Annotated in this window: 11 protein-coding genes; 6 read left to right on the plus strand and 5 right to left on the minus strand. The window is 60.7% G+C overall.

From position 1 onward, the window contains the following. Nucleotides 1-23: 23 nt before the first annotated feature. On the minus strand, nt 24-881 hold the full coding sequence (nadC, locus tag ACW5XD_RS11085) for a carboxylating nicotinate-nucleotide diphosphorylase (RefSeq protein WP_456494931.1): 858 nt from the start codon (nt 879-881) through the stop codon (nt 24-26). Nucleotides 882-886: 5 nt separating this feature from the next. Then, complete coding sequence (locus tag ACW5XD_RS11090; RefSeq protein ID WP_181003660.1) at nt 887-1,357, minus strand: retropepsin-like aspartic protease family protein; 471 nt, start codon at nt 1,355-1,357, stop codon at nt 887-889. Nucleotides 1,358-1,505: 148 nt separating this feature from the next. Here ACW5XD_RS11090 and ampD point away from each other — a divergent pair, with 148 nt between their 5' ends. From ampD to lpdA, 5 genes are all read left to right on the plus strand, one after another. Next, on the plus strand, nt 1,506-2,078 hold the full coding sequence (gene ampD, locus ACW5XD_RS11095; protein WP_456494932.1) for a 1,6-anhydro-N-acetylmuramyl-L-alanine amidase AmpD: 573 nt from the start codon (nt 1,506-1,508) through the stop codon (nt 2,076-2,078). 276 nt (nt 2,079-2,354) lie between these two features. Next, a complete protein-coding gene (gene pdhR / locus ACW5XD_RS11100; protein WP_456494933.1) occupies nt 2,355-3,119 on the plus strand; it encodes a pyruvate dehydrogenase complex transcriptional repressor PdhR in 765 nt (254 codons plus the stop codon). A 68-nt stretch (nt 3,120-3,187) separates the two neighbouring features. Further along, nucleotides 3,188-5,848 (plus strand): pyruvate dehydrogenase (acetyl-transferring), homodimeric type, encoded by a 2,661-nt coding sequence (aceE, locus tag ACW5XD_RS11105; RefSeq protein ID WP_042868032.1) that lies wholly within the window; start codon nt 3,188-3,190, stop codon nt 5,846-5,848. Nucleotides 5,849-5,933: 85 nt separating this feature from the next. Next, entirely contained in the window at nt 5,934-7,817 is a 1,884-nt protein-coding gene (gene aceF / locus ACW5XD_RS11110; RefSeq protein ID WP_456494934.1) for a pyruvate dehydrogenase complex dihydrolipoyllysine-residue acetyltransferase, read from the plus strand. 160 nt (nt 7,818-7,977) lie between these two features. Continuing rightward, nucleotides 7,978-9,405, plus strand: coding sequence for a dihydrolipoyl dehydrogenase (gene lpdA / locus ACW5XD_RS11115; protein ID WP_456494935.1), 1,428 nt, complete (start codon nt 7,978-7,980; stop codon nt 9,403-9,405). Nucleotides 9,406-9,485: 80 nt separating this feature from the next. Here lpdA and ACW5XD_RS11120 read toward each other — a convergent pair whose 3' ends face one another. The 3 genes from ACW5XD_RS11120 to ACW5XD_RS11130 form a co-directional block, all read right to left on the minus strand. Continuing rightward, nucleotides 9,486-9,668: a hypothetical protein gene (locus ACW5XD_RS11120; RefSeq protein ID WP_219597954.1), complete on the minus strand. Its 183-nt coding sequence runs from the start codon at nt 9,666-9,668 to the stop codon at nt 9,486-9,488. Nucleotides 9,669-9,807: 139 nt separating this feature from the next. Further along, nucleotides 9,808-11,454: a methyl-accepting chemotaxis protein gene (locus ACW5XD_RS11125; RefSeq protein WP_456494936.1), complete on the minus strand. Its 1,647-nt coding sequence runs from the start codon at nt 11,452-11,454 to the stop codon at nt 9,808-9,810. A gap of 156 nt (nt 11,455-11,610) precedes the next feature. Continuing rightward, nucleotides 11,611-13,521 carry a methyl-accepting chemotaxis protein gene (locus ACW5XD_RS11130; protein ID WP_456494937.1) on the minus strand — a complete coding sequence of 637 codons (1,911 nt, stop codon included), beginning with the start codon at nt 13,519-13,521 and terminating at the stop codon, nt 11,611-11,613. Nucleotides 13,522-13,771: 250 nt separating this feature from the next. Between ACW5XD_RS11130 and ACW5XD_RS11135 the strand changes: the two genes are divergently transcribed. After that, a complete protein-coding gene (locus tag ACW5XD_RS11135) occupies nt 13,772-16,030 on the plus strand; it encodes a patatin-like phospholipase family protein (protein WP_456494938.1) in 2,259 nt (752 codons plus the stop codon). The last annotated feature ends 38 nt before the right edge of the window (nt 16,031-16,068 follow it).

A 16,068-nucleotide genomic window follows, 5' to 3' on the forward strand; every position in this document is an offset into this window, starting at 1 on the left:
CTGCGATCGTGACACCTCCCCGGCTAGATAAAGCGCATAGAGAGATCCAGTGCCCGCACGTGCTTGGTCAGCGCCCCGACCGAGATGAAATCGACGCCGGTGGCGGCATAGCCCGCAAGCGTGTCCAGGGTGACATTGCCGGAGACCTCCAGCTTGGCACGGCCCTGATTGAGAGCCACGGCTTCACGCATCATGGGCACATCGAAGTTGTCCAGCATCACTATGTCGGCGCCGGCAAGCAGTGCCTGTTCCAGTTCGGCCAGGGATTCAACCTCCACCTCGACCGGTTTGCCCGGATTGAGGCGGCGCGCTTCGCTGATGGCTTCGCTTATGCCGCCGCAGGCGAGGATATGGTTCTCTTTGATGAGGTAGGCATCGAACAGGCCGATTCGATGGTTCTTGCCGCCGCCGCAGGTCACGGCATATTTCTGGGCGGCGCGCAGCCCCGGCAAGGTCTTGCGGGTGTCGAGCAGGCGGCAGTCAGTGCCCGCCAGCTCGGCCACGTAGCGAGCGGTGAGGGTGGCGACGCCGGAGAGGGTCTGCACGAAGTTCAGTGCGTTGCGCTCGCCGGTCAGCAACACGCGGGCCAGGCCATGCAGGCGGAACAGCTCTTGGTTGGGGGAGAGCAGCTCGCCATCCTGTACCAGCCACTCCACCTTCACTTCGCCACCGAGCTGGACGAACACCTCATCCACCCAGGGTTGGCCACAGAATACGCCAGCTTCGCGGGTGATGACCCGGGCGCTGGCCAAGCGATCCGCCGGGATCAGCTGGGCCGTGATATCGGCGCTGGCATCCGGTTGGTCCAGCGTGGTGAGGGCTTGACCTAAGTCTTCGAGTAGTGCGGCGCGCACGGCGCGGCGGATGTCCTGTTGTAACATGCCTGTTATTCCTGCAAGGGTCTGAGAAGCAACTGTCTGTCTTTCTGGCGCAATTCCAGCCGGCCCAGGGCATTCATGCCCACCAGGATCTCGTCCCCGTCGGCCGCCGGATTGATATAGATGGGCAAATCGTACAAGGTCAGCGGACCCATCACCAGCGTTTCAATCTGGCCGGTCTGTACCTGAATAGTACCTGCTGCCGTGTTGACCAGGCTGTTGCCGTTGGGGCTCAGCCCGATGCGCTCGGCCACCTGACGTGGCACCGTGACCCGGGTTGCCCCCGTGTCCAGCAGCAGTTGCACCGGTTGGCCGTTGATGGCACCCTCCAGTCGATAGTGGCCGCTGGCATCAGCCTTGAGCAGCAGTTCACCGCTGGCGGTGACTGTGGGTTGCGAGCGGGCGTGAAAGTAGAGGGTCAGCAGCCCCATCAGAGAGAGCCAGGCCAGCAACCAGAAGCGGCGCGCCATCGGGTGCATATCCTTTCCAGAATTGAGCAGAAGATGGCTCAGCCTATCACAGTTGCCTGGGTGGATTGAGACGATTGCGATGAGCCTGAGAGGCGGATCGCCTTGTTGCCCATCCGGCTCTATCACATGCGTCATTCCATTGCAGATCGAGTAGATGATGACCCAGCCTAAAACAGTTTTTTCCATTGATTCAGACGGTTGGTGTGTACAGGCCCGCAAGGTGCCGTCACCGCACCACAACGAGCGGGCCAGTTTGGACGATATCTCCCTGCTGGTGGTACACGGCATCAGCCTGCCGCCGGGGGAGTTCGGCGGGCCTTGGATCGACGATCTCTTCATGGGACGGCTGGACCCCGAGGCGCACCCTTACTTCGCCGGCATTCATCAGCTGCGGGTCTCGGCCCACTGCCTGATCCGGCGTGATGGCGAGCTGGTGCAATACGTGCCGTTTGGCGCACGAGCCTGGCATGCCGGGATATCGCGCTGGGAGGGGAGGGAGGCCTGCAACGATTTTTCCATCGGCATCGAGCTGGAGGGGACCGATGAGCTGCCCTACAGCGATGCGCAATATGAGGTGCTGGCAGGGCTCAGCCGAACCATATCCCGTCATTATCCGGCCATTACTGCGCAACGAATTGTCGGCCATTGCGATATAGCGCCAGGGCGCAAGACAGATCCGGGGGGTAGTTTCGAATGGCAGCGATATCGGAAAATGCTCAACTTTAAGTAAATAGTCTAAAAATAAGTTAGTGTTTTTAAAATCAATGGCTTGTCTTTATGGCAGGCCATTTTTTCCTGCTGTTGATCAAATGTTGCCTGTGAGCCATCTCAAAAATATTGGTCAGACCATTTTCTATGAGCTAAATCATAAATCCCTCTCTTTACCCCTTAAGTGGCAAGGTTGAACCTTGATTCAGATCATATTTTGGGTGGACTTTTCCCAAGTCCTCTGCTAATTTTCGCCCCATTCATGAAATTGGTAATACCAATTTAACAAAGTAGCCTCATGCCCTATCTCAAGATAACTCAACCCAAGCTGGCTGACGCCATCGTCGCCGAGCTGGAAAGCATGATTCTGGAAGGCAGTTTGCAACCGGGCCAGAAGTTGCCGCCCGAGCGGGAACTCGCCATCCAGTTTCAGGTATCGCGCCCCTCCCTGCGCGAAGCCATCCAGCGCCTGGAAGCCAGAGGACTCTTGTATCGCCGTCAGGGCGGTGGCACTTATGTACAAAATGCCTTGAGCAAGGGGATCGCAGATCCCCTGTTCGAGCTGCTCAGCACCCACCCCGAAGCCCAGTATGACCTGCTGGAGTTTCGTCACGCGCTGGAAGGCATATGTGCCTACTATGCTGCGTTGCGGGGGACGGAAGCCGATGCCGAGCGTATTCGTCAGGCGCAGTCCGCCATCGAGGAGGCCGGCCAGCAAGGTTCGCTGGTCAGCGAATCCGCCGCCGTGACCCAGTTCTATCTGGCGGTGGCCGAGGCGTCCCACAACGTGGTGCTGCTGCACCTGCTGCGGGCCATGGGCCCCATGCTCGAGCAGAACATTTTACGCAATAACGAAATTTTGAATCGCCGTCCGGGAGTGGTCGCCAAGATCCGTCGCCATCGCGCGCATCTGATCGAGGCTATCCTGTCGGGGGCTCCGGAGCGGGCCAGGGCTGCTTGTCATGAGCACCTGGCCTTTATCGAGGACACCTTGTTGGATATGCAGAGGGAAGACAGCCGGATCCAGCGATCCATGCGTCGGATCCGTCAGCAGGAAAACTAATCCCACAAGGCTTTATTGTCGAATTCTTGCGCATCTTAACCGCCGTGCAATAACAATAGGAACCAGCCATGTCTGATATCCTGAAGAACGATGTGGACCCGATAGAAACGCTGGAGTGGCTTGCCTCTCTGGAATCCCTGCTGCGTGAAGAGGGTCCACAACGCGCTCAGTTCATTCTTGAACAGCTTGCCGAAAAAGCCCGCGTAAGCGGCGTGGACGTGGCTGCCAAGGCGAATCGCGACTACATCAATACCATCCCGTCCAGTGACGAACCGGCTTACCCGGGCGATCTGGAGATGGAACGTCGCATCCGCGCCATCATCCGCTGGAACGCCATGATGATAGTGCTGCGCGCCTCCAAGAAAGACCTGGACCTCGGCGGTCACATGTCTTCCTTCGCTTCTTCCGCGACCATCTACGAAGTCTGCTACAACCACTTCTTCCGCGCTCGCAGCGAGAAGGACGGTGGTGATCTGGTCTACTTCCAGGGTCACATCTCTCCGGGCATCTATGCCCGTGCGTTCGCTGAAGGTCGTCTGACCGCAGATCAGCTGGACAACTTCCGTCAGGAAGTGGACGGCAAGGGTATCCCTTCCTATCCGCACCCGAAACTGATGCCGGACTTCTGGCAGTTCCCGACCGTCTCCATGGGTCTGGGCCCCATCGCCGCCATCTATCAGGCTCGCTTCCTGAAGTACCTGACCGACCGTGGCATCAAGGATTGCTCCGAGCAGACCGTTTACGCCTTCCTGGGTGACGGCGAGATGGACGAGCCGGAAGCCAAGGGCGCCCTGACCGTTGCCGTGCGTGAAAAGCTCGACAACCTGGTGTTCGTGGTCAACTGCAACCTGCAGCGTCTGGACGGTCCGGTCGTGGGTAACGGCAAGGTCATCAACGAGCTGGAAGGCCTGTTCGCAGGTGCCGGCTGGGATGTCACCAAGGTTATCTGGGGTCGCAAGTGGGATGAGCTGCTGAAGAAAGACACGTCCGGCAAGCTGATCCAGCTGATGAACGAAACCGTGGACGGCGACTATCAGACCATGAAGTCCCGCGATGGCGGCTACGTGCGTGAGCACTTCTTCAACCGTTACCCGGAAACCGCCGCGCTGGTCAAAGACATGACCGACGAGGAGATCTTCGCCCTGAATCGCGGTGGTCACGACCCCCGTAAACTGTTCGCCGCTTTCTCCAAGGCCGCAGCAACCAAGGGCAAGCCGACTGTCATCCTGGCCAAGACCATCAAGGGTTACGGCATGGGCGAAGCGGCCGAAGGCAAGAACATCGCTCACCAGGTCAAGAAGATGGATCTGGGCTCCGTGCGTCACCTGCGCGATCGTTTCAACCTGCCGGTCACCGACGAGCAGCTGGAAGCGCTGCCGTACCTGAAGATTGAAGAAGGTACCGAAGAGCACAAGTACCTGCACGCCCGCCGTGCCGCGCTGAAGGGCTATGTACCGACCCGTCTGCGTGAGACCACCACTCAGCTGGAAATCCCGGCGCTGGAGACCTTTGGTCCCCTGCTGGGCGAGCAGGCTCGCGAGATCTCCACCACAATGGCGTTCGTGCGTTCCCTGAATGTGCTGCTGAAAGACAAGTCCATCGGCAAGCGCATAGTCCCGATCCTGGCTGACGAAGCCCGTACCTTCGGTATGGAAGGCCTGTTCCGCCAGATCGGCATCTACAGCCCGCACGGTCAGCAGTACACCCCGCAAGACCGCGACATCGTCTCCTACTACAAGGAAGACAAGCAGGGTCAGGTTCTGCAAGACGGTATCAACGAGCTGGGCGCCATGTCCTCCTGGCTGGCTGCTGCGACCTCTTACAGCACCAACGACTGCCCGATGATCCCGTTCTACATCTACTACTCCATGTTCGGCTTCCAGCGCGTCGGCGACATGGCGTGGGCCGCCGGTGACCAGCAAGCCCGTGGCTTCCTGCTGGGTGCGACCTCGGGTCGTACCACCCTCAACGGCGAAGGTCTGCAGCACGAAGATGGTCACAGCCATATCCTGGCGAACACCATCCCGAACTGTGTCTCCTATGACCCGTCCTACGCCTATGAAGTGGCAGTGATCGTCCAGGACGGTCTGCGTCGCATGTACGGTGAGAAGCCGGAGAACGTCTTCTACTACATCACTACCCTGAACGAAAACTACGCGATGCCAGCCATGCCACAAGGCGCTGAAGAGGGTATCCGCAAGGGTATCTACAAGCTGGAAACCGTGGCCGGTAACAAGGCCAAGGTACAGCTGCTGGGCTGTGGTTCCATCCTGGGTCATGTGCGCACCGCCGCCCAGATCCTGGCCAGCGAATACGGTGTGGGTTCCGACGTGTTCAGCGTCACCTCCTTCAACGAGCTGGCCCGTGATGGTCAGGACGTGGATCGCTGGAACATGCTGCACCCGACTGCTGAGGCTCGCGTGCCTTACATCGCCACCGTACTGGGTTCCGACGCCACCATAGCCGCGACCGACTACATGAAGTCCTTCGCCGATCAGGTGCGTGCCTTCGTACCGACCGAGAACTACCGCGTGCTGGGTACCGACGGTTACGGCCGTTCCGACAGCCGTGCCAACCTGCGTCGTCACTTCGAAGTGAACGAATTCTACGTGGTGGTTGCTGCCCTGACCGAACTGGCCAAGCGCGGCGAGATCGACAAGCAAGTTGTGGCCGATGCCATCACCAAGTACGGCATCGATGCCGACAAGGTTAACCCGCTGTACGCGTAAGAGGATCGAGTGCAGTGCCGGGACACATTGCCCGGCACTGCCTTGCAAAGGTTAACGCGACAGACGCGTAAGAGGATAAAGCACTATGTCCAAACAGATTATGGTTCCGGATATCGGCGCCGATGAAGTTGAAGTCACCGAGATCATGGTGGCCGTGGGTGACAAGGTCGAGCTCGACCAGTCCCTGATCGCCGTGGAAGGTGACAAAGCCTCCATGGAAGTCCCGGCACCGGCTGCCGGTATCGTCAAAGAGATCCTGATCAAGGTGGGCGACAAGGTTGCCACCGGTTCCCAGATCATGATCTTCGAAGCGGAAGGCGCTGCCGCGCCGGCGCCGGTTCAGGCTGCCGCCCCGGTTGCCGCTGCTCCCGCCGCCCCTGTGGCCGCCGCTCGCAAAGACGTCCATGTCCCTGACATAGGTGACGACGAAGTGGACGTGACCGAGATCATGGTTGCCGTGGGCGACATGGTTGAAGCTGATCAGTCCATCATTGCGGTGGAAGGTGACAAGGCCTCCATGGAAGTACCGGCGCCGTTCGCGGGCCGCGTGGTCGAGATCAAGGTTGCCGCCGGTGCCAAGGTTGCCACCGGTTCTCTGGTGATGGTATTTGAAGTGGCCGGTGCCGCTCCTGCCGCCGTTGCCGCGCCGGTTCAGGCTGCCGCTCCCGTGGCTGCTGCCCCGGTGGCCGCCGCTGCCAAAGAGGTCAATGTACCCGACATCGGCGGTGACGAAGTCGAAGTGACCGAGATCATGGTCGCCGTGGGTGACAAGGTCGACGCCGACCAGTCCCTGATCGCGGTGGAAGGCGACAAGGCCTCCATGGAAGTGCCTGCACCGTTCGCCGGCATCGTCAAAGAGATCAAGGTGAAGGCGGGTGACAAGGTCTCCACCGGTTCCCTGATCATGGTATTCGAAGTGGCTGGCGCCGCTCCGGCCGCTGCCGCTCCGGTTGCTCAGGCCGCCGCCCCGGTCGCTGCTGCACCTGTTGCCGCGGCTCCGGCTCCGGTTGCCCAGGCTGCTGCCTCCTCCGACTTCGTTGCCAACGACGCCTACGTGCACGCCGCCCCGGCCGTACGTCGCCTGGCCCGTGAGTTTGGTATCAACCTGGCCAAGGTGAAAGCCTCAGGTCGCAAGGGTCGCATCGTCAAAGAAGACGTACAGGCCTATGTGAAGGATGCGGTCAAGCGCGCCGAGTCCGCCCCGGCAGCCGGCACTGGCAACGGCATGAGCGTCCTGCCGTGGCCCAAGGTTGACTTCAGCAAGTTTGGCCCGGTCGAAGAGCTGGAACTGACCCGGATCCAGAAGATCTCCGGTCCTGCCCTGCATCGCAACTGGGCCATGATCCCGCACGTCACCCAGTTCGACGAAGCCGATACCACGGATCTGGAAGCGTTCCGCAAAGAGCAGAACCTGCTGGCCGAGAAGCAGAAGCTGGATGTGAAGATCACCCCGCTGGTGTTCATCCTGAAAGCCGCCGCCAAGGCCCTGGAAGCCCACCCACGCTTCTGCAGCGCCCTGTCCGAAGACGGCAGCAAGCTGATCATGAAGAAGTACATCCATATCGGTGTGGCGGTAGACACCCCGGGGGGCCTGGTAGTGCCGGTGGTGCGTGACGTCAACAAGAAGGGCATCTACGAGCTGTCTCGCGATCTGGCCGAGATCTCCAAGAAGGCCCGTGCCGGCAAGCTGACCGCTGCCGACATGCAGGGCGGTTGCTTCACCATCTCCAGCCTGGGTGGCATCGGTGGTACCAGCTTTACCCCGATCGTCAACGCGCCGGAAGTGGCCATCCTGGGCGTATCCAAGTCCGAGATGAAGCCGAAGTGGAATGGCAAGGAGTTCGTGCCGCGCCTGATGCTGCCGCTGGCCCTGAGCTATGACCACCGTGTCATTGATGGTGCCGATGGCGCTCGCTTCATCACCACCATGAGTGGTGTGCTGTCCGACATTCGTCGACTGGTCCTGTAAGTGAGAGGGCGGGCCCAGAGCCTGCCCTTTTTACTTCTCATTTCATTAACAGGATTGTAAACTTGCCCCGTTTTTTCACGGTTGCAGCCGCCTTGTTTGGCATTGAGTTGGCATAAGACTGCGCCGTCCGGGGATACATAAGAACGACAAAGAGGTCATGATGAGTAAAGAAATCAAAACTCAGGTCGTAGTACTGGGTGCTGGACCTGCCGGTTATTCCGCTGCTTTCCGTGCCGCTGACCTGGGTCTGGATACCGTTATCGTCGAGCGTTACTCCACCCTGGGTGGCGTCTGCCTGAACGTGGGTTGTATCCCGTCCAAGGCACTGCTGCACGTCGCCAAAGTCATTGAAGAAGCCAAGGCGCTATCCGAACACGGCATCATCTTTGGTGCCCCGCAGACCGACATCGACAAGGTGCGCCTGTGGAAAGAGAAGGTCATCAACCAGCTGACCGGCGGTCTGGCCGGCATGGCCAAGATGCGTAAAGTTCAGGTTGTTAACGGCTTTGGTAAATTTACCGGCCCGAACACGCTCGAAGTGACCGGGGAAGACGGCAAGACCACAGTGACCTTCGACAACGCCATCATCGCGGCTGGCTCCCGTCCGGTGAAGCTGCCGTTCATCCCCCATGATGACCCGCGCGTATGGGATTCAACCGATGCGCTGGAACTGACTTCCGTACCGGGCAAGCTGCTGGTGATCGGTGGTGGCATCATAGGTCTGGAGATGGGTACCGTGTACTCCTCCCTGGGTTCCGAGATCGACGTGGTGGAATTTGCCGACCAGCTGGTACCGGCTGCCGACAAAGACATCGTCAAGATCTACACCAAGCGCGTTGCCAAGAAATTCAACATCATGCTGGAGACCAAGGTCACCGCAGTTGAAGCCCGTGCAGACGGCCTGTACGTCTCCTACGAAGGCAAGCACGCCCCGGCCGAGCCGGTACGTTACGACAACGTACTGGTGGCGGTAGGTCGTGTGCCGAATGGCAAGCTGATGGATGCCGAGAAGGCCGGCGTTGCCGTGACCGAGCGCGGTTTCATCGAGGTGGACAAGCAGCTGCGTACCAATGTGGCTCACATCCACGCCATCGGTGACATCGTAGGTCAGCCCATGCTGGCCCACAAGGGTGTCCACGAAGGCCACGTGGCTGCCGAAGTGATCGCCGGCAAGAAGCACTACTTCGACCCGAAAGTAATCCCGTCCATCGCCTATACCGAGCCGGAGATGGCCTGGGTTGGCCTGACCGAGAAGGAAGCCAAGCAACAAGGGCTGAACTTCGAAGTTGCCACCTTCCCGTGGGCGGCTTCCGGCCGTGCCATCGCCTCCGATTGTTCCGACGGCATGACCAAGCTGATCTTCGACAAGGAGAGCGGTCGCGTCATCGGGGGTGCCATCGTCGGTACCAACGGTGGTGAACTGCTGGGTGAAATCGGTCTGGCCATCGAAATGGGTGCCGACGCCGAAGATATCGCGCTGACCATCCACGCTCACCCGACTCTGCACGAGTCCGTGGGTCTGGCCGCCGAAGTGTTCGAAGGCTCCATCACCGACCTGCCGAACGCCAAGGCCAAGAAGAAGAAATAAGCCTCTTCTCGCAGCCGACATTGAAAAAGCCGCTCTCAGGAGCGGCTTTTTTATGGTCTGTAGTCAGCTGGTCATCTTGTTCAGCAGCGCCCTTTTTTGGCCTGCCCAGGAGGGCAGAAGGTTCCATAGCCCCCATTGCTGCCATCACTGACCCGGATCCGGGTATCGTCCACGCTGACATCGGCACCGTGCACTCGCACAGGCCCGCTGCTACAGGCGCAGAGCAGACTTCCCAGCAACATAGTCACAACCAGCTTGCCCATAATACCTCCTGTTATTTCCCTGATTATGAGGCATTTCCAGACAGGGGCGGAGGCGAGTTTGCGAGTTTGCGTCATGGTTTGCCGCTGATATGACAGGGCGCGCCGCAGCGCTCCCTGATCGGGGGTAGAAGGGGCTGGGTTACAGACGGAAATGGCCGACCAGCTTGTCGAGCTCGCCGGAGAGCTGTTGCAGGCCGCGGCTGGCGTCGGTCAGCTGGTGGGCTATGTCGGCTGTCTCCATGGTGAGCTGGTTGATGTCCTCCACATTGCGGTTGAGCTCACCCACCACGCTGGACTGCTCTTCGGTGGCGGTGGCGACCTGGATGTTCATGTCGTTGATCTGGGTGATGTAGGCGGTGATCTGGCCGAGCGCCCCGTTGGCCTCATCGGCCTGGGTCACCACCGCCAGACTCTGGCTGCGGCCCTGGGTCATGGCGCTGACGGCGCGGGCGCTCTGCTCCTGCAGCCGATGGATCATGCCCTGGATCTCTGCGGTGGAGGCGGCGGAGCGGTTGGCCAGGTTGCGCACCTCGTCGGCCACCACGGCGAAGCCGCGGCCCTGTTCGCCGGCACGGGCTGCCTCGATGGCGGCATTGAGCGCCAGCAGGTTGGTCTGCTCCGAAATGCTGCGGATGGTCTCCAGAATGCTGCCGATGGAGTCGGTCTGGGTAGCCAGCGACTCAATCACCCCGGCCACCTGTGCGATCTCGTCGGAGAGACCGACGATGCCGTGGCGCGCCTGGGCCACCACGCCCGCGCCCGCATCCGCCTGGTCGTTGGCCTGCCTGGCTACTTCCGCAGCCAGTGAGGCATTGCCGGCAATTTCGCTCACCGTTGCGCCCATCTCATGGATGGCGGTGGCCACCTGCACAGTGCGGTCGCGCTGGGCGGTGCAGTTTTGCTGGGTCAGCTGGGCCTTGCTGGCGACCTCGTCGGCGGTGGCGGCCAGTTGGTGGGAGTTGCGGGCCACCTGCTCGATGGCGCTGTGGATCTTGCTGACGAAGTGATTGAAGCTCTCCGTGATCTCGGCCAGTTCGTCGTTGCCGCTGAGCTGGGCGCGGGAGTCCAGCGCCAGATGCTCGGCAGCATAGCCAATGTATTGCTGCAGGAAGCCCACCCGGCGCTTTAGGTTCATCAGGATAAGCACCGAGACCAGCAAGGAGATGAGGATGGCGGCCGTGATGATGGTGATCATCTGTATGCGACCGCTGGCATAGCTCTGTTCACTGAGTTGATGACGCTGTTGCGCTTGCTGGATCAAACCGTCGAGCAGGGCGTTGGCATCCTTGCGCATGGCGCCATAGGTGACCGTGTAGCGATCCCGATAGAGGGTTCTGGCCGCTTCCATGTCGCCTTGTTCCAGTGCTTGCAACATGGGAGCCAGCTCGTTACTTGCCATGCCCTCGAACTGGCTCAGCAGTTGCTGGGCATTGGCTCTGGCAGCGGGGTCAGTCTGGGCACTGACCGCCTGCTGCATGGCCTGGCGCATCTCGGGTATGTCCTCTTCACGGCTCTCCTTGACCCGGGTGAGCACCCCCTTCGCGTCCTTGAGAGAGGTATCCTGCAACAGCATCATGTCGATGCCGACCCGCATGCGGGGGATGCGCGACACGACTTCCGCCATGGCGCGCATGGGGGTGGCCGTGTTCTGGTAGAGCTCGGTAGATTGTTGCTGGATGGAGCCCATGCTCCTGAGGCTGGCACCACCCACGAGCAACAGGGCGAGGCAGGGCACGGTGACAGCCAGGATCAGCTGCAATTTGAGCGTCAGTTTACCTTCTAGCAAGGGTGTGCTCCTTCATGGTTGGCCATGATGTGGTCCAGGTGGGTTGTTGCCAGTATAGATATGAATTGGCTGGCACCCCGGCAAAGGGCGGGGCGCCAGAGTGGATAGCAAAAGGGAGCGCCATGGCGCTCCCTGGTTGATGGCTGCCGCTGCCGGTTACAGCCGGAAGTTGCCGACCAGCTTGTCGAGCTCGCCGGAGAGCTGTTGCAGGCTGCGGCTCGATGCGGTCAGCTGGTGGGCTATGTCGGCCGTCTCCATGGTGAGCTGGTTGATGTCCTCCACGTTGCGATTGATCTCGCCAACCACGCTGGATTGCTCCTCGGTGGCGGTGGCAACCTGGATGTTCATGTCGCTGATCTGGGTGATATGAGCCGTAATATGGCCGAGTGCCGCGTTGGCTTCATCGGCCTGGCTCACCACCACCAGACTCTGGTCACGGCCCTGGGCCATGGCGCTGACGGCGCGAGCACTTTGCGCCTGCAACCGGTTGATCATGCCCTGGATCTCGGCGGTGGAGGCGGCAGAGCGGTTGGCCAGATTGCGCACTTCATCGGCCACCACGGCGAAACCGCGGCCCTGTTCGCCGGCACGGGCTGCCTCGATGGCGGCATTGAGTGCCAGCAGGTTGGTCTGCTCCGAGATACTGCGAATAGTCTCCAGGATGCTGCCGATGGAATCGGTCTGGTTGGCCAGCGATTCGATGACGCCGGCTACCTGCTCTATTTCGCCGGAAAGACCGACGATGCCGTGGCGCGCCTGCGCCACCACCAGAGCTCCGGCATCGGCCTGATCGTTGGCCTGTTTGGCCACGTCGGCTGCCAGCGAGGCGTTGCCGGCTATCTCGCCGACGGTGGCCCCCATCTCGTGGATAGCGGTCGCCACCTGCACGGTGCGGTCGCGCTGGGCGGTACAGTTGTGCTGGGTCAGCTGCGCCTTGCTGGCCACCTCGTTGGCGGTGGCGGCGAGCTGGCGGGAGTTGCTGGCTACCTGCTCGATGGAGGCGTGGATCTTGGCGACGAAGTTGTTGAAGCCGGTGGCGACCTGGGTCAGTTCATCACGACCTTCCACCTTGAGGCGCTGGGTAAGATCCCCGTCGCCACTGCCCAGTTCACGGAACAGGCGGGCCAGTTCGTTGAGTGGGCGGCTGACCGATCCCGCCAGCAACATGCCTATCAGCCCCATGCCGGCGGCGATGGCCAGGCTCACCAGCAGTATGTGCAGCCGCGCCTTCTCCAGCTCGGCATAGATCTCGGCTTCCGGCACCTGGGCCACCAGATACCAGTCGAGCAGGGGGATGTAGCTGGTGGCCAGCACCACGGCCTGGCCATCGACCTCGGCATGGGTGGCGGCGAACGCTTGCTTGCTCAGCAGATTGGTACTGCTGCCGCTGGCCAGCTGGGTCAGGTTGTCACGATCGATGCGGGCGGCATCCGGGTGCAGCTTCACCTTGCCGCTGCCATCTGTCATGAACACGAAGCCGCTGTCACCGATGCGGAAGTTGGCGAGCATGTTGACCATGCTGTCGAGGGACTTGGCGAGGCCGGCCAGGCCGCGACCGTTGAGCTGCTGGAAGTTGACGAACAGCTTCACCTCGCCATTGGTTTCGCGAAAGATGCTGAGCATCAGGTCTTGCGGGCTCTTGGTATAGCCGTAAAACCAGGCATCCTGCTCCGGGGTCAGGTTGCGCAGGAAGCCATCCTGGTTGTAGTAGGCGGCACTCTGCCGGTCGGCGAAGGAGGCGGTGACCAGTCCGTACTGGGCCGTCATATCTTTGAGCTGATCGACGAGGATGGACTCCTGCTCCTTGGGCATGCCACGGGCGACCCAGTCCAGCACGAAGCGATCATTGGCCAGCTGCCTGGCGGCGCTCGCAACCGAGGTGAGATCCTTCTCGATCTCCTTGCCGATGCGCTGGGTCAGGTTGGGCAGCTCCTGCTCGAACATGCGGGTTTCGATCAGCTGCTGGGCAGCGCGTTGGCTGAAATAGCCCACCAGCAGGCAGGAGAGCACCACGGCCAGGGTGACGGTGGCCAGAATTTTCTGTTTGAGTGTCAGGCTTGCAAGCATAGGAGTGACTCAGGAGTGTGGGCACGGGATTGAGTCCATATTAGCGGCAGCGCCAGGGAGCCCTTGAGAGACTTGCCGGTTTTATTGGCAGATTGCGTTTGCGCTCACAGGGCGATGCAGGATTACTCAGCCTCATTGGCAGCTCGGCGAGTGTGCCATATCGCTGTCGTGGCGGTTGCGGTTCCATTTTCGCACCTTATAGTAGGCTTCATTGCTCACTTGGCTCGCACTGGATTCAATGGAAAATCATATGCGCATCTTTCGTCAGGGATGGACCCATCTGTTTCTGGTTTTGCTGGCTTGTCTGCCGTTCATGGCGGCGGCTCAGTCCGATCGGCCCAGGATTGCTCTGGTGCTGAGTGGCGGCGGCGCCAAGGGGGCGGCTCACATCGGCATCCTCAAGGTGCTGGAGGAGAAGCGCATTCCGGTCGACATCATAGTGGGCACCAGCATGGGCTCCTACGTGGCGGGCATGTACGCCATGGGGCTCAGCGCCGAGGAGGTAGAGCGCACCACGCTCGCCATCGACTGGAACAAGGGTTATCAGGACAAGGTAGGTCGTGACGAGCTATCCCTGCGAAAAAAGCAGCAAAGCGAGAAGTACCAGCTGCGCACCGACATAGGCGTCAACGGTGATTCGGTCCAGTTCCCGGATGGCTTCTTCCAGGGGCAATCCATGGCCAGCCTGCTGCGCCATGCCACCTCCAACCTGCCGGCGCAGAAGAGCTTCGACGATCTGCCCATTCCCTACCGTGCCGTGGCGACCGACATGGAGACGGTCACCCCCTTCGTGCTGGGGAGCGGCAGCCTTGCCAAGGCGATGCAAGCCTCCATGTCCATTCCCGGTGCCCTCAAGCCGGTGGAGTGGGAGGGGCACATCCTGGCCGACGGCGGCACGGTCAACAACATGCCGGTGGACGTGGCCAAGGCGATGGGGGCTGACGTGGTGATCGCGGTGGACATCAGCGCCAAGCTGCGCACCCGCGAGTCCCTCAAGTCGGGGCTTGCCATGATCGACCAGCTCACCACCTACATGACCCAGGTCGGCACCGAGAAGCAGAAGGCACTGCTGGGGCCCAAAGACATATTGCTGACCCCTGAGTTTGGTGGCATGGGCATCGCCGACTTTGCCCTGATGCCGGCAGGGATCAAGCGGGGGGAAGAGGTGGCCAACCGCGCCTCCGCACAGCTCGATGCGCTCTCCCTCTCGCCCGCCGCCTACACCGCCTATCGCAATCAGAAACTGAGTCGGCGTGCCGAGCGCAGCGGCCAGCCCGCCTACTACATCGACAAGGTGGAGATCATCAACAAGTCCCGTCTCTCCGACGAGACGGTGCAGGCCATGCTGAAGGTGCGCCCGGACAAGATCCAGACCAACGAGAGTCTGGAGGCGGGTATTCGCCGTCTCTACGCGCTGGAGTCGTTTGATCGCATCACCTATGAGGTGGAAGAGCGCGAGGGCGAGAACGTGCTGGTGGTGGATGCCAGCGAGAAAAACTGGGGGCCGGGTTACCTCAACTTCCAGTTCGGCTTCTCCGATGATTTCGAGAGCAGCTCCAACTACAACGTCGGCATGTCCTACACCCTCACCAACGTCAATGACTGGGGGGCCGAGTGGTTGACCGAGGCCTCGCTCGGCACGGCCAAGCACCTCAAGACCGACTTCTATTCGCCATTGGAGCCCTCCCAGACCTTCTACGGCGAGGCGAGCCTGGCCTACGACAAGACCCTGCGCCGACTTTTCATTCCAGAAGACCCGGACGGTACTAATGATGTGAGCTATGTCGATTCCGAATACAGCTTCACCAGTGCAGACTTGGCTGTGGGCTGGAACCGGCAACCCTGGAGCCGCCTCTCGCTGGGGCTGGAGGGAAAGATCGGCAGCATAGATATCCGCAACGTGAAAGGCGCGGACACGGATGCCTCGTCCTGGGGACCCTATGTCCGCTTCGAGCACGATACTCTCGACAGCCGTTATTTCCCCTATGAGGGGGTCTACTGGGACGTCAAGAGCGGCTATTCCTACGTCCGGCTGGATGACAATGAAGATCTCAATGAGCGTTACGAAGGGTTCAACTATCACCTGGCGATGATCAAGCCCTGGTCCTGGGACAGGCACAGCCTGAACCTGATGTTGGAGGGGGGCGGCTCCACCTCGCAGGAGGAAGTGCCGCTGTTCGTGCAGGATCTGGGTGGCTTGTTCCGTATGTCCGGCTTCCAGCACTACCAGCTCAGCGGCCGCTACAGCCTGTTTGGCGGCCTGCGCTACATCTACCGGGTAGCGGACAACGACTTTGGCGCGCTGCGAGCCCCGCTCTACCTGGGAGGCTCTCTGGAGCAGGGTGGGGTATGGGACAAGGGTGAAGACATCAGCCTGGAGAGCTCGTTCACCGCCGGCTCCGTCTATGTGGGGGTGGAGAGTTTCCTGGGCCCCATCTTCCTCGGCTACGGCGTGGCGGAGGGGGGCAACAACATGTTCTATTTGCAATTGGGCACCACGTTCGAATAACGGGAAAATGATGCCTTTTTGTTAACTTATTTCTGGTG

Source organism: Aeromonas enterica, assembly GCF_054052465.1.